Origin of the sequence: Sphaerotilus natans, from assembly GCF_900156335.1 — a bacterium.
Taxonomy (GTDB): domain Bacteria; phylum Pseudomonadota; class Gammaproteobacteria; order Burkholderiales; family Burkholderiaceae_C; genus Sphaerotilus; species Sphaerotilus natans.
In genome coordinates, this window is the sequence record NZ_FTMZ01000003.1 from 1 (window position 1) to 19571 (window position 19571).

The following is a 19571-nucleotide window of genomic DNA, read 5'->3' on the forward strand; positions in this document are numbered from 1 at the left end:
CGCCTCCTGGACCGTGAACGCCGGGTAGCCGCGCGGCACCGGCACGTCGAACTGGCGCAGGATTTCCTTGCCTTGGTATTCGTGGATCTTCATCGGGGCGATCTCCTCGATCTTCAGGTGGTGAATCTGTGGGATGGGGTGGGGCGGGTCTTCTCTGCGGGCCAGGGACGGCAGGCTGCGCAGGCGCTGCGCGGCACTCTGCGGTCCCAAGCTGACCTCAGGGTGACGCAGCCTCCAGGCCGTTCTCGAAGTGCTGGCGCATCAGCCGGCTGGCGGCCTCGGCATCGCGGCGCTCGAGCGCTTCCATCAGCGCGCGGTGCTCCTGCAGCGATTCCTCGGGGCGGCCCATCTTGAACAGCGAGTGATGTCGGTTGAGCTTCATGACCTTGCGCAGGTCGGTGACGATCTGCTGGCGCCAGCGATTGCCCGACAGCGCCAGCAGCTGCATGTGGAAGGCCTCGTTGGTGGCGAAGAAGAACTCGCGCTGGCCGACCTCGCGCTCGAGCCGCTCGTGCAGCGCACGCAGCGTGGCCAGATCGGTGCTGGCGGCCGAGCGCGCGACCTCGCCGGCGGCGTCGCTCTCCAGCAGCGCGAGCAGGTGATAGACCTGGCGCACATCGTCGGTCGACATCTCGGTGACATAGGCGCCGCGGCGCACCTTCATCGTCACCAGACCTTCGACCGCCAGCACCTTCAGCGCCTCGCGCAGCGGCGTGCGGCTGATGCCGTACTCGGCCGAGAGCTTCTGCTCGTCGATCCAGCTGCCGGGCTCGAGCTCGCGGTTGAAGATCTGCTGGCGCAGCCGCTCGGCCACATCCTGATAGAGGGCGCGAGGCGCCAGGGCATGTTCGGGGTCGTGGGTGGGCAGGCGCACGGTGGGCATCATTCGGAATTCGGTCGGGATGATAGCGGACCGGGCTGCGGTCTTGAATTCATAATTATGCATCATGTATCATGGCGATGCACTGCGTCAGGAACCCCGCAACATGTCGAACTCCCCCGAATTCCAGCCCGCCTCGATGGAACAGTGGCTGAAGGCCGCTGCCAAGTCCGCGCCCGGCGGCAATGTCGAGGCGCTGAACTGGGTCACGCCGGACGGCATCACCGTCAAGCCGCTCTACACCGCGGCCGACGTGGCGGGGCTGCCCTTCACCGACACGCTGCCCGGGTTCGAGCCCTTCATCCGCGGCCCGCAGGCCACGATGTACGCGGTGCGCCCGTGGACCATCCGCCAGTACGCCGGCTTCTCGACCGCCGAGGAGTCGAACGCCTTCTACCGCAAGGCGCTGGCCGCCGGCGGCCAGGGCGTCTCGGTCGCCTTCGACCTGGCGACCCACCGCGGCTATGACTCGGATCACCCGCGCGTGACCGGCGACGTCGGCAAGGCCGGCGTGGCGATCGACTCGGTCGAGGACATGAAGATCCTTTTCAACGAGATCCCGCTCGACAAGGTCTCGGTCTCGATGACCATGAACGGCGCGGTGCTGCCGGTGCTGGCGGGCTACGTGGTCGCGGCGGAAGAGCAGGGCGTGTCGCAGGACAAGCTCAGCGGAACCATCCAGAACGACATCCTCAAGGAGTTCATGGTCCGCAACACCTACATCTACCCGCCGGAGCCGTCGATGAAGATCATCGGCGACATCATCGAGTACACGGCGCAGAAGATGCCGAAGTTCAACTCGATCTCGATCTCCGGCTACCACATGCAGGAAGCGGGCGCGAACCAGGCGCTGGAACTCGCCTTCACGCTGGCCGACGGCAAGGAGTACGTCAAGACTGCCATCGCCAAGGGCCTGGACGTGGATGCCTTCGCCGGCCGCCTGTCGTTCTTCTGGGCGATCGGCATGAACTTCTATCTGGAGATCGCCAAGATGCGCGCCGCGCGCATGCTGTGGACCCGGATCATGAAGGGCTTCGACGCCAAGAACCCCAAGAGCCTGATGCTGCGCACGCACTGCCAGACCTCGGGCTGGTCGCTGACCGAGCAGGATCCGTACAACAACATCGTGCGCACCACGATCGAGGCGATGGCCGCGGTCTTCGGCGGCACGCAATCGCTGCACACCAACGCGCTGGACGAAGCGATCGCGCTGCCGACCGCGTTCTCGTCGCGCATCGCCCGCAACACGCAGCTCATCATCCAGGAAGAGACCCACATCACCAACGTGGTCGATCCGTGGGCGGGCTCGTACCTGATGGAGTCGCTGACCCAGGAGATGGCCGACAAAGCGTGGGCCATCATCGAGGAAGTCGAGGCGATGGGCGGCATGACCCGGGCCGTCGATTCCGGCTGGGCCAAGCTGAAGATCGAGGCCTCGGCGGCCGAGAAGCAGGCCCGCATCGACTCCGGCAAGGACGTGATCGTCGGCGTCAACAAGTACAAGCTGACCAAGGAGGATCCGGTCGAGATTCTCGAGGTCGACAACATGAAGGTGCGCGACGCGCAGATCGCTCGCCTGCAGCAGATCCGCGCCACCCGCGACACTGCGGCGGTGCAGGCCGCGCTGGCGGCGCTGACCGACGCGGCCCGGACCGGCCAGGGCAACCTGCTGGATCTGGCGATCCAGGCGGTGCGCCTGCGCGCCACGGTCGGCGAGGTCTCGGACGCGCTGGAAGCCGTCTACGGCCGCCACCGCGCCGACATCCAGAAGGTCACCGGCGTCTACGCGGCGGCCTACGACTCGGCCGAAGGCTGGGAGAAGCTGCAGGGCGAGATCGCGGCGTTTGCCGAGACCTACGGCCGCCGCCCGCGCGTGATGATCGCCAAGCTCGGCCAGGACGGCCATGACCGTGGCGCCAAGGTGGTGGCCACCGCCTACGCCGATCTCGGCTTCGACGTCGACATGGGCCCGCTGTTCCAGACGCCGGAAGAATGCGCCCGCCAGGCCATCGAGAACGATGTGCATGCGGTCGGTGTCTCGACGCTGGCGGCCGGTCACAAGACCCTGGTGCCGGCGATCATCGCGGAACTGAAGAAGCAGGGCGCCGACGACATCATCGTCTTCGTCGGCGGCGTCATTCCGCAACAGGATTACGATTGCCTGTTCGAAGCCGGCGTGAAGGGCGTCTATGGTCCCGGCACGCCGATTCCGGCCTCGGCCAAGGATGTTCTGGAGCAGATCAAAGCCCATGTGTCTGCGGCCTGAGGTGCGCCCATGACCTATCGGTGATCCATGCAACCTCCCTCAGCCGCTTCTGCCACGTCTGCCGCCGGCACACCGCATCTCCAGCTCACCCCCGCCGGTGAGGATGATTTCGAAGCCCTGCTGTCCTTGCGGATGGCGGCGATGAGGGAGAGCCTGACGCGGCTTGGCCATTTCGATCCGCAGCGGGTGCGCGAGCGGCTGAGCCGGGGCTTCAACCCGGCGCATGCGCGTCACATCCTGCGCGATGGCGATCTGGTGGGCTTTGTCGTGGTGATCCCGCGGCCCGGCGACATGCTGCTCGATCACCTCTACATCCACCCGAGCGCGCAGGGCGAGGGCATCGGTGGCTGGGTGATGCGGCGGGTGCTGGCGGAGGCCGATGCGCGGGCCATGCCGATGTCGGTGACCGCGCTGAAGCACACCGCAGCGGCGCGCTTCTACGAGCGCCACGGCTTCATCCTGGAGGCCGAAGGCGAATGGGACCTGTATTTCCGAAGGCCGGCGCATCCGGCCAGCGATCACTAGCGATCACACCGGGCGATCACTCGCCTCTTTCGATGACCGACGACTTCTCCCACCTGCCTGCCACCGAGCAGGCCCTGGCTGCCGGCATCGCCGGCACGCAGCCGGCGGTGCAGCGGCGCGCGATGGCCAAGGCGATCACGCTGCTCGAGTCGACCCGGGCCGACCACCGCGCCCGCGCCGACGCGCTGCTCGACGCGCTGCTGCCGCGCACCGGCCGCTCCTTCCGGCTCGGCATTTCCGGCGTTCCCGGCGTGGGCAAGTCGACCTTCATCGAGACGCTCGGGCTGCACCTGATCGGCCTGGGCCACCGGGTGGCGGTGCTGGCGGTCGATCCGTCGTCGACGGTCTCGGGCGGCTCCATCCTGGGCGACAAGACCCGCATGGAGCGGCTGTCGGTGCACCCGGACGCCTACATCCGGCCGAGCCCCTCCTCGGGCACGCTCGGCGGTGTCGCCGAGAAGACCCGCGAGGCGATGCTGGTCGCCGAGGCCGCCGGCTACGACATCGTCATCATCGAGACGGTCGGCGTCGGCCAGAGCGAGACCGCGGTCTCGGGCATGACCGACATGTTCTGCCTGCTGCAGCTGCCCAATGCCGGCGACGACCTGCAGGCGATCAAGAAGGGCGTGATGGAGCTGGCCGACCTGGTGGTCATCAACAAGGCCGACATCGACCCCGACGCCGCCACCCGCGCCCGCGCGCAGATCACCAGCGCGCTGCGCCTGCTGGGCATGCACGCCCAGCACGGCCATCCCGACCGTGGCCATGAGGGCGCGAGCCTGTGGCTGCCGCGCGTGATCCAGATCAGCGCGCTCAAGGGCGCCGGGCTCGACGATTTCTGGAGCGCGGTCAGCACCTTCCGCGAACTGCAGCAGGCCAGCGGCCGGCTGGCGCTGCGCCGCCAGCAGCAGAACCTGGCCTGGATGTGGGAGCGCATCGAGTCCGGCCTGCGCGAGCGTTTCCGCGCGCACCCCGAGGTGCGCGGCCAGCTCGGCGAGCTCACCGCCCAGGTGCGCGAGGGCCGCACCGCCGCGTCGGTGGCCGCGCGCCGGCTGCTCGACCTGATGACCTGATCGCCCCCGCCGACCTTTCCCGATCCGAACCGATTTCGAATCACGGACCCACCCGAGGAGATTCCCATGCATGACATCCAGCAGATGCTCGAAGCCAAGCGCGCCAAGGCGCGCCTGGGCGGCGGGCAGAAACGCATCGACAGCCAGCACGCCAAGGGCAAGCTGACCGCGCGCGAGCGCCTCGAGCTGCTGTTCGACGAAGGCACCTTCGAAGAGTGGGACATGTTCGTCGAGCACCGCTGTGCCGACTTCGGCATGCAGGACAACAAGATCACCGGCGACGGCGTGGTCACCGGCTACGGCATGATCAACGGCCGCCTGGCCTTCGCGTTCAGCCAGGACTTCACCGTCTTCGGCGGCGCGCTGTCCGAGGCGCATGCCGAGAAGATCTGCAAGATCATGGACCAGGCGATGAAGGTCGGCGCGCCGGTGATCGGCCTGAACGACTCGGGCGGCGCACGCATCCAGGAGGGCGTGGCCTCGCTCGGCGGCTATGCCGAGGTCTTCCAGCGCAACGTCATGGCCTCGGGCGTGATCCCGCAGATCTCGATGATCATGGGCCCGTGCGCGGGCGGCGCGGTCTACTCGCCGTCGATGACCGACTTCATCTTCATGGTGAAGGACTCGAGCTACATGTTCGTCACCGGCCCCGAAGTCGTGAAGACCGTGACGCACGAGGAAGTGACCGCCGAGGAGCTCGGCGGCGCGGTCACCCACACCGCCAAGTCCGGCGTGGCCGACCTGGCCTTCGAGAACGATGTGGAAGCGCTCTTGATGCTGCGCCGCTTCTTCAACTACCTGCCGCTGAACAACAAGGACAAGCCGCCGGTGCGCCCGAGCGGCGATCCGGCGCTGCGGCTGGACCCCTCGCTCGACACGCTGGTGCCGGACAACCCGAACAAGCCCTATGACATGAAGGAGCTGATCACCAAGGTGGTCGACGACGGCGACTTCTTCGAGCTGCAGCCCGACTACGCCGCCAACATCGTCATCGGCATGGCGCGCATGGAAGGCCAGACGGTGGGCATCGTCGCCAACAACCCGCTGGTGCTGGCGGGCTGCCTGGACATCAAGAGCTCGATCAAGGCCGCGCGCTTCGTGCGCTTCTGCGACGCCTTCAACATTCCCGTCATCACCTTCGTCGACGTGCCCGGCTTCATGCCCGGCACCGCGCAGGAGTACGGCGGCATCATCAAGCACGGCGCCAAGCTGCTCTACGCCTACGCCGAGTGCACCGTGCCGAAGGTCACCGTCATCACCCGCAAGGCCTATGGCGGCGCCTATGACGTGATGAGCTCCAAGCACCTGCGCGGCGACGTGAACTTCGCCTGGCCGAACGCCGAGATCGCGGTGATGGGCGCCAAGGGCGCGGTGGAGATCATCTTCCGCGAGGAGAAGAAGGATCCGGCCAAGCTGGCCGAGCGCGAGGCCGAGTACAAGGCCCGCTTCGCCAACCCCTTCGTGGCCGGCGCGCGCGGCTTCATCGACGACGTGATCCAGCCGCACGAGACGCGCAAGCGCATCTGCCGCTCGCTGGTGATGCTCAAGGACAAGAAGCTGGACAACCCGTGGCGCAAGCACGGCAACATCCCCCTCTGATCACGCGGCGCGAAAGCAAACCATCATGTTCAAGAAGATCCTGATCGCCAACCGCGGCGAAATCGCCTGCCGCGTCATCGCCACCGCCCGCAAGATGGGCATCAAGACGGTGGCCGTCTACTCCGAGGCCGACCGCGACGCACGTCATGTCGAGCTGGCCGACGAGGCCGTGCTGCTGGGCCCGGCGCCCTCGCGCGAGTCGTATCTCGTCGCCGACAAGATCATCGCCGCGTGCAAGGCCACCGGCGCCGAGGCGCTGCACCCCGGCTACGGCTTCCTGTCCGAGAACGAGGACTTCGCCCGCCGCTGCGAGGAAGAAGGCATCGCCTTCATCGGCCCGAAGCACTACTCGATCGCGGCCATGGGCGACAAGATCGCCTCGAAGAAGCTGGCCAACGAGGCCCGCGTCTCGACGATCCCGGGCTGGAACGACGCCATCGAGAGCCCGGAGCGCGCGGTCGAGATCGCCCGCGACATCGGCTATCCGGTGATGATCAAGGCCTCGGCCGGCGGCGGCGGCAAGGGCCTGCGCGTGGCCTTCAACGACCGTGATGCCTTCGACGGCTTCGCATCGTGCCGCAACGAGGCGCGCAACAGCTTCGGCGACGACCGCGTCTTCATCGAGAAGTTCGTCGAGCAGCCGCGCCACATCGAGATCCAGATCCTGGGCGACGCCCACGGCAACGTGGTCTACCTGCACGAGCGCGAGTGCTCGATCCAGCGCCGCCACCAGAAGGTCATCGAAGAAGCGCCGAGCCCCTTCATCAGCGACGCCACCCGCCAGGCCATGGGCGAGCAGGCCGTGGCGCTGGCCAAGGCGGTCAAGTACCAGTCGGCCGGCACGGTCGAGTTCGTCGTCGGCAAGAACCAGGACTTCTACTTCCTGGAGATGAACACCCGCCTGCAGGTGGAGCACCCGGTCACCGAGTGCATCACCGGGCTGGACCTGGTCGAGCAGATGATCCGCGTGGCCGCCGGCGAGAAGCTCGGCTTCACGCAGGACCAGATCCCGCGCCAGGGCTGGGCGATCGAGTGCCGCATCAACGCGGAAGACCCGTTCCGCAACTTCCTGCCGTCCACCGGCCGTCTGGTCAAGTACCAGCCGCCGGCCGCCGACCTGGTGCAGGGCAGCGAGACGCTGCAGGGCGCGGCCTACGAGGCCGGGCGCTTCGGCGGCGTGCGCGTCGACACCGGCGTGGTCGAGGGCGGCGAGATCCCGATGTTCTACGACTCGATGATCGCCAAGCTGATCGTGCATGGGCGTGACCGCGACGACGCGATCGCCAAGATGCGCGCCGCGCTCAACGGCTTCGTGATCCGCGGCATCAGCTCGAACATCCCGTTCCAGGCCGCGCTCTTGGCGCACCCGAAGTTCGTCAGCGGCGACTTCAACACCGGCTTCATCGCCGAGCACTACGGCAAGGGCTTCGACGCCGCCGACGTGCCGCACGACGACCCGCTGTTCCTGGTCGCGCTGGCGGCCTTCGTGCGGCGCAAGGCGCGCGAGCGCGCCGCCGGCATCAGCGGCCAGCTGCCCGGCCATGGCGTGGCCCATGCGGCCGCGCTGGTGGTGGTGCAGCTCGGTGCCGACGGCCAGAACGTCTATCACGACGTGCAGCTCGGCGACTTCGACGCGGCGCACGGCACGATGAACGTGACCGTCGGCGGCCGGGTCTACGCGATCCGCAGCACCACCAAGCTCGGCGACATCCTGATGAGCGGCTCGGTCAACGGCCAGCCCTTCAGTGCCCAGGTCGAGCGCGGCTCGGCCAAGCGGCCGCTGGCGATGCGCATCGCGCACGACGGCACCGCGATCGAGGCGCTGGTGCTGCAGCCGCGCGCCGCCGACCTGCACAAGCTCATGCCCTACAAGGCGCCGCCCGACACCAGCAAGATGCTGCTGTCGCCGATGCCGGGCCTGCTGGTGCAGGTGCCGGTGGCGGTCGGCCAGAAGGTGCAGGCCGGCGAGCGCCTGGCGGTCATCGAGGCGATGAAGATGGAGAACATCCTCGTCGCCACGCAGGACTGCGTGGTCAAGGAGATCCGGGCCACGGTCGGCGAGAGCCTGAGCGTGGACCAGCAGATCATCCTCTTCGAGTGAAGCCGGGAGCCACGATGCAAGCCAAGCCCTTCAAGATCCTCGGCATCCAGCAGATCGCCATCGGCGGGACCGACAAGCAGCGGCTCAAGACGCTCTGGGTCGACATCTTCGGCCTGTCGGTCAAGAGCACCTTCGTCAGCGAGCGCGAGAACGTCGACGAGGACATCTGCGCGCTGGGCACCGGCCCGACCGCGGTCGAGGTCGACCTGATGCAGCCGCTCGACATCGAGAAGAAGCCGGCGGTGCACGCCACGCCGCTGAACCACGTCGGCCTGTGGGTCGACGATCTGGCCCGGGCGGTCGAGTGGATGAGCGCCAACGGCGTGCGCTTCGCGCCGGGCGGCATCCGCAAGGGCGCGGCCGGCTTCGACATCTGCTTCATCCACCCGAAGTCGAACGACGAGTTCCCGATCGGGGGTGAGGGCGTGCTGATCGAGCTGGTGCAGGCGCCCCCTGAGGTGATCGCCGCGCTCGGTTAAGCTCCGAGCCCCTGGCGGCCCGGTGTCCGTTGTCCACGGATGTCGGGCCGTTGTCGTTTGGATTTGCCATTTTCCATGCTGATCGATCACCTGAGCCAACAGCTGCAGCAGCGCCGCGCGCTCGGCCTCGAGCGGGTGCGCCGCATCGCCGAGGGGCCGTGCGCGCCGCAGCTGCCGGTGAGCCTGCCTGGCACGGGCGCAGATGCGGATGCGGCGCAGCCGATGCTGGCCTTCTGCAGCAACGACTACCTGGGCCTGGCCGCGCATCCGGCGGTGGTCGAGGCGCTGGCCGAGGGCGCGCGGCGCTGGGGCGCCGGCAGCGGTGCCTCGCACCTGGTCAGCGGCCACAGCCGTGCGCACGAGCAGCTTGAGCAGGCGCTGGCCGAGTGGCTCGCGCCGCTGTGGCCCGAGGGCGCGCGGGTGCTGGGCTTCGGCACCGGCTATCTGGCCAATCTGGCGCTGGTGACCGCGCTGGGCGAGGCGCGCGCCACGCTGTTCACCGACCGGCTCAACCACGCCTCGCTGATCGACGGCGCGCAGCTGGCGCGCGCCGAGGTGCGCCGCTATCCACACAACCGCGTCGACCGGCTGGAGGCGATGCTGGCCGACAGCAGCACGCCGCTGAAGCTGATCGTCACCGACGCCGTCTTCAGCATGGACGGCGACCTGGCGCCGCTGGAGCGGCTGCTGGCGCTGGCCGAGCGCCATGACGCCTGGCTGGTGGTCGACGACGCGCACGGCCTGGGTGTGCTCGGCGAGGCCGGACGCGGCAGCCTGGCGCATTTCGGCCTGCGCGGGCGCCGGCTGATCCTGATGGGCACGCTGGGCAAGGCCTTCGGCGTGGCGGGCGCCTTCGTGATGGCCGATCCGGTCATCGTCGAGTGGCTGCTGCAGACCGCGCGCCCCGGCATCTACACCACCGCCGCGCCGCCGGCGCTGGCCGAGGCGACGCGCGCCAGCCTGGAGATCCTGCGCGGGCCGGAGGGCGACGCGCGCCGTGCGGCGCTGCAGGCGCGCATCCTCCAGCTGCGCGAGGGGCTGGCGGCGCTGCTGGCCGCGCATCCGGACTGCGGCTGGTCGCTGCCGGCGTCCGCCACCGCGATCCAGCCGCTGCTGATCGGCGACAACCACCGCGCCGCCGCGCTGGCCGAGCGGCTGCGCCAGGCCGGGCTGTGGGTGCCGGCGATCCGCCCGCCGACCGTGCCCGAGGGCACCGCGCGGCTGCGCATCACGCTCTCGGCCGCGCACCGGCCGGAGGAGGTCGCGCGGCTGCTGGCGGTGCTGGGCCAGGCGCTGCAGGACCCGGCCGGAGGCCCGCGATGAGCGCGGTCGTGCTGCAGCCTGGCGCGGCCGATCCGCATCCGGCCTATGCCGCGCTGCGCCAGGCCGGCCCGATCCACTGGAGCGAGGATTTCTTCGGCGGCGCCTGGGTGCTGACCCGCCATGCCGATGCCGAGCAGGTGCTGCGCGATCCGCGCTTCTCGGCCGCGCGCACTGGCGGCTGGGTGCGCCGGGGCGAGACGCAGCGGCGCGAGGCCGGCGCCTTCCAGCGCCTGTTCGCGCGTGCGCTGCTGTTTCTGGACGGGCAGGACCATGCGGCGCTGCGTCGGCTGATGATGGCCGGCTTCGATGGTCAGGCGATGGCGGCGCTGCGCCCCTGGATCGAGCAGCGCTGCACCGCGCTGATGGACGCGCTGCAGGCCGAGCAGGCCGCCGCACCGGCGCGGCCGGTCGACTGGATCGCCGGCGTGGCGCGCCGGCTGCCGGCCGGGGTGATCTCGCGGCTGCTGGGCCTGCCGGCCGAGGACGAGCCGATGCTGGTGGGCTGGTCCGACGAGATCGCGCCCTTCCTGGGCGCGGCCGATCCCGCGCCCGAGCTGACCCGCCGGGCCGAGCGTGCGCTGGTGGCGATGGCCGGCTATTTCCGGGGCCATTTCGCCCGCGCGCCCGGCGCGGCGTCCCCAGCGCCCGCGGGCCTGCTGGACCGGCTGCTGCAGGCCCATCGCCAGGGCCAGGCCGGCCTGGACGACAGCGTCGGCTTGCTGGCGCAGGCGACGATGCTGCTGTTCGCCGGTCATGAGACCACCCGCCATCTGCTCGGCAATGCGGTGCAGCTGCTGCTGACGCATCCGGCACAGTGGCAGGCGCTGCGCGCCGATCCGGGCCTGGCGCCGGCCGCGGTGCGCGAGGCGCTGCGCCATCAGTGTCCGGTGCAGTACAGCGGCCGGCGGGTGGTGACGCCGCTGGAGCTGCACGGCCAGCGCCTGGAGCGCGGCGATGGCGTCATCGTGCTGATCGGCGCGGCCAACCGCGACCCCGAGCGCTTCGAGCGGCCCGACGACTTCGACATCCAGCTGCCGCGCCGCGCCTCGCTGGCCTTTGGCAGCGGACCGCATGTCTGCATCGGCGCGGCGCTGACCCGCCTCGAGGGCGAGATCCTGCTCGGCCAGCTCGCGCGGCGCTGGCCGCATCTGACACTGGCGCGGCCCGAGACGCCCGACTGGGTGCCTGACCAGCCGCTCTACCGCGGTCTGCGCTCGCTGCCGCTGTGGCTGCAAGGCCCGCCGGCCTGATCCCGGTCAAGAATTTCCCGGGCGATCGCTGACGGCAGGCGCGGCTGACAGCGAATTGACAGGCGGACGTCAGGCGTGTCATTTTGAATTATGAATTCAGCCGGACCCTCAGGATTCAGGAGACAAGCGCATGACCGCCTACGCCGACTTTCACCGCCGTTCCATCGAAGACCGTGACGGCTTCTGGGGCGAGCAGGCCCAGCTGATCGACTGGCACAAGCCCTTCGATCAGGTCTGCGACTACTCGAACCCGCCGTTTGCCAAATGGTTCGCCGGCGGCGAGACCAATCTCTGCCACAACGCGGTCGATCGCCATCTGGCCACCCGCGCCGACCAGAACGCGCTGATCTTTGTCTCGACCGAGACCAACACCGAGAAGGCCTACAGCTACCGCGAGCTGCACGCCGAGGTGCAGCGCATGGCCGCGATCTACCAGTCGCTCGGCGTCAAGAAGGGCGACCGCGTCCTGATCTACATGCCGATGATCGCCGAGGCGGCGTTCGCGATGCTGGCCTGCGTGCGCATCGGCGCGATCCACTCTGTGGTGTTCGGCGGCTTCGCCAGCCACTCGCTGGCCAGCCGCATCGACGACGCGCAGCCGACCGTCATCGTCAGCGCCGACGCCGGCATGCGCGGCGGCAAGTCGGTGCCGTACAAGCACCTGCTCGACGAGGCGATCAACCTGGCCAAGCACAAGCCCGCCAAGGTGCTGATGGTCAACCGCGGCCTGGCCGACTTCGCCCGGGTCGAGGGCCGCGACGTTGACTACGCGACGCTGCGCGAGCAGAACCTGGACGCGGTCGTGCCCTGCGAATGGGTCGAGTCCACCCACCCGAGCTACATCCTCTACACCTCCGGCACCACCGGCAAGCCCAAGGGCGTGCAGCGCGACACCGCCGGCTACACGGTGGCCCTGGCCGCGTCGATGAAGCACATCTACCTGGGCAACCCGGGCGAGACCTACTTCAGCACGTCGGACATCGGCTGGGTGGTGGGCCACAGCTACATCATCTACGGCCCGCTGATCAACGGCATGGCCACGATCATGTACGAGGGCCTGCCGATCCGCCCGGACGCCGGCATCTGGTGGAGCCTGGTCGAGAAGTACAAGGTCACGGTGATGTTCTCGGCGCCGACCGCCGCGCGCGTGCTCAAGAAGCAGGATCCCGCCTTCCTGACCAAGTACGACCTCTCGTCCCTGAAGGCGCTGTTCCTGGCCGGCGAGCCGCTCGACGAGCCCACCGCCACCTGGATCGGCGGCGCGCTGAACAAGCCCATCATCGACAACTACTGGCAGACCGAGACCGGCTGGCCGATCATGGCCATCTGCAACGGCGTCGAACCGGCGCCGACCAAGTTCGGCTCGCCCGGCAAGGCGGTCTACGGCTATGACGTGAAGCTGATCGACGAGACCACCGGCGAGGAGATCACCGAGCCGAACAGGAAGGGCGTCATCGCCGTCAACGGCCCGCTGCCGCCGGGCTGCCTGCAGACCGTCTGGGGCGACGACAAGCGCTATGTCAGCACCTACTGGTCGAGCATCCACAACAAGGTCATGTATTCGACCTTCGACTGGGGCGTGAAGGACGAGGACGGCTACTTCTTCATCCTCGGCCGCACCGACGACGTCATCAACGTCGCCGGCCACCGCCTGGGCACCCGCGAGATCGAGGAGAGCATCTCCAGCCATCCGAACGTCGCCGAAGTGGCGGTGGTGGGCGTGGCCGACCCGCTCAAGGGCCAGGTCGCGGTCGCATTCGCGGTGCTGAAGGATCCGAGCAAGGTCGCCGGTCCGGACGACGCCAAGGCGCTGGAGGCCGAGATCATGAAGGTCGTCGACGGCCAGCTCGGCGCGGTGGCGCGTCCGGCCTCGGTGCGCTTCGTCTCGGTGCTGCCGAAGACCCGCTCGGGCAAGGTGCTGCGCCGCGCCATCCAGGCGGTCTGCGAAGGCCGCGATGCCGGTGACCTGACGACGATGGAAGACCCGGCCGCGCTGGCACAGATCAAGGATCTGGTGTCCTGACCCTGAGCGGATCCTGATCCGGGATCCGCGTCTTCGATCCGCGCTGAACCGCAGGGGCCCCGTGGCGACACGGGGCCCCTTTGTCTTGTCCCGCCTTCATCGGATCTTCAGAAAGGCTTGTGAACTCTGTCACATCTGATTACATAATCAGCGCCATGCCGCGCATTCACATCATTGCCGGCCCGCCGGGAGCGGGCAAGACCACCTTCGCCAAGGAGTACCTGCCCCAGGAGGCGGCCTGCCGCAACTTCGTCGATGCCGATCTGATCGCCGAGGGGCTGTCGCCGTTCTCGCCCGAGCGCATGGCGATGCGTGCGCACAAGCTGATGCAGATCACCATCGGCGACCTGCTGCGCCGCCATGAGAGCTTCGGCTTCGAGACCACGCTGCGCAGTCGCGAGGTGTCCAGCCAGATCCCGGAGTGGCGCCGCCAGGGCTATGTGGTGCAGCTGGTCTTCCTGTCGCTGAGCAGCCCGGAGCTGGCGATCCAGCGCGTCGGCGAGCGGGTGCGCCAGGGCGGGCACAAGGTGGCGCCTGACGCGGTGCGACGGCGCTTCGAGGCCGGGCTGGACAACTTCCACACCGTCTACAAGGACCTGGTGGACCTGTGGGTGCATTTCGACAACTCGGGGCCGGCTCCGAGGCTGATGGACTGGAGCGGCGCATGAGCATCTTCGGCAAGGACCGATCGGGCCGCAGCGACCGCCAGCCCGGCAACGAGCCGGTGGCGCCGGAAGTCCGTGGCATGCTGGCCGCCCTGCGCCGCTCGACCGAGATCGCCCGGCAGATCGCCTATCTGACCGGCACCGACGTGATCCTGGCGCGTGAGGGCCGTCTGGTGCGCGAGGCCGGATCGGAGAGCTACGATCTCGATCCGGACCCGCGCAGCCGACCGCTGCCCGGCAATGTCAGGCCACTGAACCGGCCGACGCGCTGAGGCTGCCGCGGCGGGCGGCACATGCCGCCTGCAGGCACGCGAGCTGCTGCGCGATCGGCGCGGGCACCGGCTGGCGGCCGGCGAGCACCTCGCGCAGGTGCGCGGCGGTGGTCGCGGCGTCGATGCCGGCGGGCAGCACCGGCAGCTCGACCAGCACGCCGTCCTGCGGCGCCAGCGAGGCCTCGGCATCGATCCGGCCGTCGCGGAAGACCTGCATGCGCGGCTGGCGGCGCGCGTCGGCGACCGGCTCGCCCTCGGTGCCGCGCATCAGCACCGCGCAGGCCTGGGTGTCGGTGAGGTACTGCGTCAGGCTGACCGCGTATTCCGGGTGCGTGTGGTTGACCACCCGCAGCGCGCCGGGCAGCGCGGGCAGGATCTTCGCGACGGTGTGGCCGCTGTTGCGCAGGCCCAGCACCGGCCGGATCGCCAGCAGGCTGGCCAGCGGCCGGTTCAGCGTCTCGATGGCGATGAAGGCCGGCTGGCCGGCGGCCCAGCGTGCGGCCACCGTGGCGGCGTCGGGGCAGGGCGGCAGGCCCAGCTCGGTGAAGATGGCGGCGCTGGTGATGCGCCCGGTCGGGTCGGCGACCATGCCGTGCACCAGCACCGGCACGCCCTCGCGCGCCAGCAGCAGCGCCAGCAGCGGCGTCAGGTTGGGCAGGCGGCGCGCGCCGTTGTAGGACGGCAGCAGCACCGCCAGCCGGCCCGGATCGGGCAGGGCCAGCGTGTGCGCCATCGTCGCGTCGACGAAGCCGGCGAGCTCCTCGGGCGTCTCGCCCTTGATGCGCATGGCCAGCGCGAAGCCGCCGAGCTCCAGGTCGGTGACGCGGCCGTCGAGGATGCGCGACATCAGGTCGTGCGCCTGCTCGCGGCTCAGCGAGCGGGCGCCGTCCTTGCCGCGGCCGATTTCCTTCAGATAGGGGGCGATGCTCATGGGCCGGATTGTCGCCCGGCTCAGCCGGCCACCGGCACCAGCGGGATCGAGGCCCGCACCAGCCCGCGCAGCACCGGCAGGCAGGAGCCGCAGTTGGTGCCGCACTTCAGCGCGCCCTGCAGCTGCTGCAGCCGCGCCTCGGCGCTGCCTTCGCAGTGGCCGAGCTGCTCGACGATCTGCGGTTCGGTCACGTTGAAGCAGGTGCAGACCTGGCGGCCGCGCTCGGCGATCGCCACCGGCGGCGTGGCGCTGGCGGCCAGCAGGCGCCGACCGTAGGCCTGCGCAGGCAGCTCGTCCTTGACCAGCGTGCGGAGCCAGGATTCGGCCCGGGTGTCGCCTGCCAGCAGCACGCCGCGCAGCCGGCCGCCGTCCAGGCGGGCGCTGCGGAACTGGCCGCGCTCGGCGTCCTCGTAACGCATCGCGGTGGGGGCGTCCAGGCCGAGCAGCGCGGCGATCTCGGCGATCAGACTGGCCTCGGCCGGCGTGGCCGCCGAGGCGCGCCAGATCACGCCGCCCAGCCCGCCGTCATGGGGCTCGCGGCCGAAGGGCAGCACCATCGCGTGGGCGAAGCGCGGCATCAGCGCGCGCAGGTGCTCGCGCACCCGCAGGATCTCGTCCTGCGGCAGCCAGGCCAGGCCGACCATGCGCCAGGGCAGATCGGCCTTCACGACCGAGACGGCCGCGTGCTTGAGCTCGGGCTGCTTCGATCCTGGGCAGAAGGTCGGCAGCGTCAGGCCGTTGACGCCCCGGCGCGGCGTGCCATCGGCATCGGTGCCGCCCAGCACCTCCTCGCCCCAGTGCATCGGGATCGAGACCTGACCCCGAGCGACCGCCCCGCCGGCCTGCGCAGCCAGCACGACGCTGCCGCGGCGCGAGCGCACCTCGACCAGATCGCCGTCCTTCAGGCCCAGCGCGGCCAGGTCGGCGGCGTTCATCTCGACCCCCGGCTCGGGCACATGGCCGAACAGGCGGCCCAGCGTGCCGGTGCGGCTCATGCCGTGCCACTGGTCGCGCAGCCGGCCGCTGATCAGCGAGAAGGGGTAGAGCGCATCGACCGGCTCGGCCACCGGGCGGAAGCTCACCGGCGCGAAGCGGGCGCGGCCGTCCTCGGTGGGGAAGACGCCGTCCTCGTAGAGGCGGGGTCGGCCAGCGCGGGCGCCCTCGGGCATCGGCCACTGCTGCGGGCCGTGCTGCTCGAGGTGCGCCCAGCTCAGGCCGGTGATGTCGAGGTCGCGGCCGCGGGTGCTCTCGCGGTGCTCGTTCCAGATGGATTCGGCGTCTGCGTAGGGGAATAGCGTGGCCTGGCCGTGCAGGCGCTCGGGCAGGCGCGCCTCGATGCGGCGGGCCACGTCGATGGCGATCTGCCAGTCGTGGCGCGCCTGGCCGGGCGCGGCCACCGCCGGGCGCACCCGGCTGATGCGCCGCTCGGAGTTGGTCACCGAGCCGATCTTCTCGCCCCAGGTGGTGGCCGGCAGCAGCAGGTCGGCGTAGGCGGCGGTCGCGGTGGTGGCGAAGGCTTCCTGCACGATGACGAACTCGGCGCGCTCAAGCGCGCGGCGCACCATCGCCTGGTCGGGGATGGACTGCGCCGGGTTGGTGCAGGCGATCCACAGCAGGCGGATCTCGCCGTCGGCGGCGGCCTCGAACATCTCGATGGCGCTGCGCCCCGGCGTGGCCGGCACGTCGGGCAGGCCCCACAGCGCGGCGACCTCGGCGCGGTGCGCCGGGTTGGCCAGGTCGCGGTGGGCGCTGAGCAGGTTCGACAGGCCGCCGACCTCGCGTCCGCCCATCGCGTTGGGCTGGCCGGTCAGCGAGAAGGGACCGGCCCCGGCGCGGCCGATCTGGCCGGTGGCCAGGTGCAGGTTGATCAGCGCGGCGTTCTTGTCGGTGCCGGCGGCGCTCTGGTTCAGGCCCATGCAGTACAGCGACAGCGTGGCGCCGCCGGGGCGGTCGGCCTGCGCGAACCAGCGCGCGGCCTGGATCAGGTCGGCCTCGGCGATGCCGCAGACCTCGGCGGCGCGCGCCGGGGTCCAGTCCTGCACCACCTCGCGCAGCGCCGCGAAGCCGGTGGTGTGCGCGGCGATGTAGCGCGCGTCGGTCAGGCCCTCGGCCAGCATGACGTGCAGCAGGCCGTGGTAGAGCGCCACATCGGTGCCCGGGCGGATCTGCAGGAACAGGTCGGCGGTCTCGGCCGTCTCGGTGCGGCGCACGTCGACGACGATCCAGCGCTGGCCGGGGCGCGCGGCGCGGGCGTCCTCCATGCGGCGGAACAGGATCGGGTGCGCCCAGGCGGTGTTGCTGCCGGTGATGAAGACGGTGTCGGCGTGCGCGACGTCCTCGTAGCTGCACGGCGGCGCGTCGGCGCCGAGCGTCTTCTTGTAGCCGGCAACCGCGCTGGACATGCACAGCCGCGAGTTGGTGTCGACGTTGTTGGTGCCGAGCAGCCCCTTGGCGAGCTTGTTGAAGACGTAGTAGTCCTCGGTCAGCAGCTGGCCCGACAGGTAGAGGCCGACCGCGTCGGGGCCATGCTGGCGCACGACGTCGGCGATGCGGTCTGCTGCGGTGTCCAGCGCGTGGGTCCAGTCGATCGGCTGCGGGGCGGCGTCGCGCTGGAGCCGCTGCATCGGCTGCAGCAGCCGGCTGCTTCGGGTGATCGCCGCGCTGGCGGTCAGGTGCAGCGTGCTGCCCTTGGTGCACAGCCGGCCGAAGTTGGCCGGATGCTCGGGATCGCCGCGCACGCCGGTGATCTGCGTGCCATCGGACTCGATGATCACGCCGCAGCCGACGCCGCAGTAGGGGCAGGTGGAACGGGTCTGCATCATGGCGGGGAGCCTGTCTCGGGTTCGGTGTCTTGGGGTGTCAGGTCGCGGCGTCAGGCCAGCGCGGATTCGGCCTCGGCACGGCCGAACATCAGCCGCTCGCGCATCTCGCCCAGCGTCGCGCCTTCCCGGATCAGGTCGAAATACCAGCTGCCGTCCGAGGTGTCGCCGTACAGGCAGGCGCCGACCAGGCGGCCCTCGCGCAGCACCAGCTTGCGGTAGACCCCGTCGACCGGGTCGGACAGCAGGATCTGCTCGCTGTCCTCGTCGCCCATGAAGTCGCCGGCGGAGAACAGGTCGATGCCGGTGACCTTCAGCCGGGTCGCGGTCTGGCTGCCGGTGTAGCGGCCGATGCCGGTCTCGCCCAGATGGGCGGCCAGAACCCGGGCCTGCTCGTACAGCGGCGCGACCAGGCCGTAGGCGATGCCGCGGTGGCTGGCGCATTCGCCCACCGCCCAGATGCGCGCGTCCGTCACGGTCTGCATCGTGTCGCTGACGCGGATGCCGCCGCGGCCGTCATGGTCGCACAGCAGACCGGCCGCGCGCGCCAGCGCGGTGTTCGGGCGGATGCCGGCGGCCATCACCACCAGGTCGGCCGGGATCTCGCGGCCGTCCTTCAGCCGCAGCGCGCGCACCCGGCCGGACTGGCCGTCCTCGGCATCGCCCAGCAGCGCCTCGGTCTGCGCCCGCAGCGCGAAGCGCAGGCCGCGCGCCTCCAGCGCCTGCTGCAGCAGCCGGCCGGCGGTCGGGTCGAGCTGGCGGTCGAGCAGCCACGCGCCCAGATGCACCACCGTGACCTCCATGCCGCGCAGCTTCAGGCCGTTGGCGGCTTCCAGGCCCAGCAGGCCGCCGCCGACCACCACCGCGTGGCGGCGGGTGCGCGCGGCCTCGATCATGGTCTCGGTGTCGGCGATGTCGCGGTAGGCGATGACGCCTTCCAGCCGGTGGCCGGGCACCGGCGGGATGAAGGGCGTCGAGCCGGTGGCCAGGATCAGCCGGTCGTAGTCGGCGCGGATCGTCGTGCCGTCGGCCCGGGAGGCGATGACCTGGCGACGGGCCCGGTCGATCGTGGTGACGGTCGTGCCCAGGTGCAGCGTGATGCCGTGCTGCGCGTACCACGACAGCGGGTTGAGCACGATCTGGTCGAGCGTCTGCTCGCCGGCCAGCACCGGGCTGAGCATGATGCGGTTGTAGTTCGGGTACGGCTCGGCGCCGAACACGGTGATGTCGTAGCGATCCGGCGCGATCTTCAGCAGCTCCTCGAGCGCGCGCGCGCCGGCCATGCCGTTGCCGATCATCACGAGCTTCATTCTGGGCATTGCGAACTCCTGGCTGCGGGAGACCCGTTCAGGGTCTTCCCATGCA

At 70.1% G+C, this 19571-nt stretch carries 14 protein-coding genes and 1 pseudogene; 11 read left to right on the top strand and 4 right to left on the bottom strand.

The window, feature by feature from the left end; genetic code table 11:
- Positions 1-217 precede the first annotated feature (217 nt).
- Positions 218-883 carry a GntR family transcriptional regulator gene (locus tag BW996_RS03335; RefSeq protein ID WP_051631993.1) on the bottom strand — a complete coding sequence of 222 codons (666 nt, stop codon included), beginning with the start codon at positions 881-883 and terminating at the stop codon, positions 218-220.
- Between the two features lie 103 nt (positions 884-986).
- Here BW996_RS03335 and scpA point away from each other — a divergent pair, with 103 nt between their 5' ends.
- The 11 genes from scpA to BW996_RS03390 all read left to right on the top strand — a co-directional run bounded on the left by scpA (position 987) and on the right by BW996_RS03390 (position 14456).
- Positions 987-3146 (top strand): methylmalonyl-CoA mutase, encoded by a 2160-nt coding sequence (gene scpA, locus BW996_RS03340; protein WP_037482598.1) that lies wholly within the window; start codon positions 987-989, stop codon positions 3144-3146.
- Between the two features lie 141 nt (positions 3147-3287).
- Positions 3288-3671 (top strand): GNAT family N-acetyltransferase, encoded by a 384-nt coding sequence (locus tag BW996_RS03345; RefSeq protein ID WP_241461986.1) that lies wholly within the window; start codon positions 3288-3290, stop codon positions 3669-3671.
- Positions 3672-3703: 32 nt separating this feature from the next.
- Positions 3704-4744, top strand: coding sequence for a methylmalonyl Co-A mutase-associated GTPase MeaB (gene meaB, locus BW996_RS03350; protein WP_076458622.1), 1041 nt, complete (start codon positions 3704-3706; stop codon positions 4742-4744).
- Positions 4745-4810: 66 nt separating this feature from the next.
- Complete coding sequence (locus tag BW996_RS03355; protein ID WP_037482579.1) at positions 4811-6343, top strand: acyl-CoA carboxylase subunit beta; 1533 nt, start codon at positions 4811-4813, stop codon at positions 6341-6343.
- 25 nt (positions 6344-6368) lie between these two features.
- A complete protein-coding gene (locus BW996_RS03360; RefSeq protein ID WP_037482582.1) occupies positions 6369-8444 on the top strand; it encodes an acetyl-CoA carboxylase biotin carboxylase subunit in 2076 nt (691 codons plus the stop codon).
- A gap of 14 nt (positions 8445-8458) precedes the next feature.
- Positions 8459-8923, top strand: coding sequence for a VOC family protein (locus BW996_RS03365; protein WP_037482584.1), 465 nt, complete (start codon positions 8459-8461; stop codon positions 8921-8923).
- A gap of 75 nt (positions 8924-8998) precedes the next feature.
- Complete coding sequence (gene bioF / locus BW996_RS03370) at positions 8999-10246, top strand: 8-amino-7-oxononanoate synthase (protein ID WP_139330727.1); 1248 nt, start codon at positions 8999-9001, stop codon at positions 10244-10246.
- Entirely contained in the window at positions 10243-11496 is a 1254-nt protein-coding gene (locus tag BW996_RS03375) for a cytochrome P450 (protein WP_037482591.1), read from the top strand. The genes bioF and BW996_RS03375 overlap by 4 nt, the downstream gene beginning before the upstream one ends.
- A gap of 130 nt (positions 11497-11626) precedes the next feature.
- Positions 11627-13519, top strand: coding sequence for a propionate--CoA ligase (locus tag BW996_RS03380; RefSeq protein WP_076458624.1), 1893 nt, complete (start codon positions 11627-11629; stop codon positions 13517-13519).
- A 155-nt stretch (positions 13520-13674) separates the two neighbouring features.
- Complete coding sequence (locus BW996_RS03385; protein ID WP_037485942.1) at positions 13675-14187, top strand: ATPase; 513 nt, start codon at positions 13675-13677, stop codon at positions 14185-14187.
- Entirely contained in the window at positions 14184-14456 is a 273-nt protein-coding gene (locus tag BW996_RS03390) for a hypothetical protein (RefSeq protein ID WP_037485938.1), read from the top strand. Before BW996_RS03385 ends, BW996_RS03390 begins: the two co-directional genes overlap by 4 nt.
- On the opposite strand, the gene ybiB is transcribed toward BW996_RS03390, so the two are convergent.
- From ybiB to BW996_RS03405, 3 genes and pseudogenes are all read right to left on the bottom strand, one after another.
- Positions 14428-15387: a DNA-binding protein YbiB gene (gene ybiB / locus BW996_RS03395; protein ID WP_037485936.1), complete on the bottom strand. Its 960-nt coding sequence runs from the start codon at positions 15385-15387 to the stop codon at positions 14428-14430. The genes BW996_RS03390 and ybiB overlap by 29 nt on opposite strands.
- A 20-nt stretch (positions 15388-15407) precedes the next feature.
- Positions 15408-18209, bottom strand: coding sequence for a nitrate reductase (locus BW996_RS03400; protein WP_037485935.1), 2802 nt, complete (start codon positions 18207-18209; stop codon positions 15408-15410).
- Positions 18210-18283: 74 nt separating this feature from the next.
- Positions 18284-19525 (bottom strand): annotated as a pseudogene (locus BW996_RS03405) (NAD(P)/FAD-dependent oxidoreductase); the annotation flags it as partial.
- Between the last annotated feature and the right edge of the window lie 46 nt (positions 19526-19571).

Coding starts and splice junctions, on each gene's coding strand:
- BW996_RS03335 (WP_051631993.1), bottom strand. CDS start 883: ATGCCCACCGTGCGCCTGCCCACCCACGACCCCGAACATGCCCTGGCG.
- scpA (WP_037482598.1), top strand. CDS start 987: ATGTCGAACTCCCCCGAATTCCAGCCCGCCTCGATGGAACAGTGGCTG.
- BW996_RS03345 (WP_241461986.1), top strand. CDS start 3,288: ATGAGGGAGAGCCTGACGCGGCTTGGCCATTTCGATCCGCAGCGGGTG.
- meaB (WP_076458622.1), top strand. CDS start 3,704: ATGACCGACGACTTCTCCCACCTGCCTGCCACCGAGCAGGCCCTGGCT.
- BW996_RS03355 (WP_037482579.1), top strand. CDS start 4,811: ATGCATGACATCCAGCAGATGCTCGAAGCCAAGCGCGCCAAGGCGCGC.
- BW996_RS03360 (WP_037482582.1), top strand. CDS start 6,369: ATGTTCAAGAAGATCCTGATCGCCAACCGCGGCGAAATCGCCTGCCGC.
- BW996_RS03365 (WP_037482584.1), top strand. CDS start 8,459: ATGCAAGCCAAGCCCTTCAAGATCCTCGGCATCCAGCAGATCGCCATC.
- bioF (WP_139330727.1), top strand. CDS start 8,999: ATGCTGATCGATCACCTGAGCCAACAGCTGCAGCAGCGCCGCGCGCTC.
- BW996_RS03375 (WP_037482591.1), top strand. CDS start 10,243: ATGAGCGCGGTCGTGCTGCAGCCTGGCGCGGCCGATCCGCATCCGGCC.
- BW996_RS03380 (WP_076458624.1), top strand. CDS start 11,627: ATGACCGCCTACGCCGACTTTCACCGCCGTTCCATCGAAGACCGTGAC.
- BW996_RS03385 (WP_037485942.1), top strand. CDS start 13,675: ATGCCGCGCATTCACATCATTGCCGGCCCGCCGGGAGCGGGCAAGACC.
- BW996_RS03390 (WP_037485938.1), top strand. CDS start 14,184: ATGAGCATCTTCGGCAAGGACCGATCGGGCCGCAGCGACCGCCAGCCC.
- ybiB (WP_037485936.1), bottom strand. CDS start 15,387: ATGAGCATCGCCCCCTATCTGAAGGAAATCGGCCGCGGCAAGGACGGC.
- BW996_RS03400 (WP_037485935.1), bottom strand. CDS start 18,209: ATGATGCAGACCCGTTCCACCTGCCCCTACTGCGGCGTCGGCTGCGGC.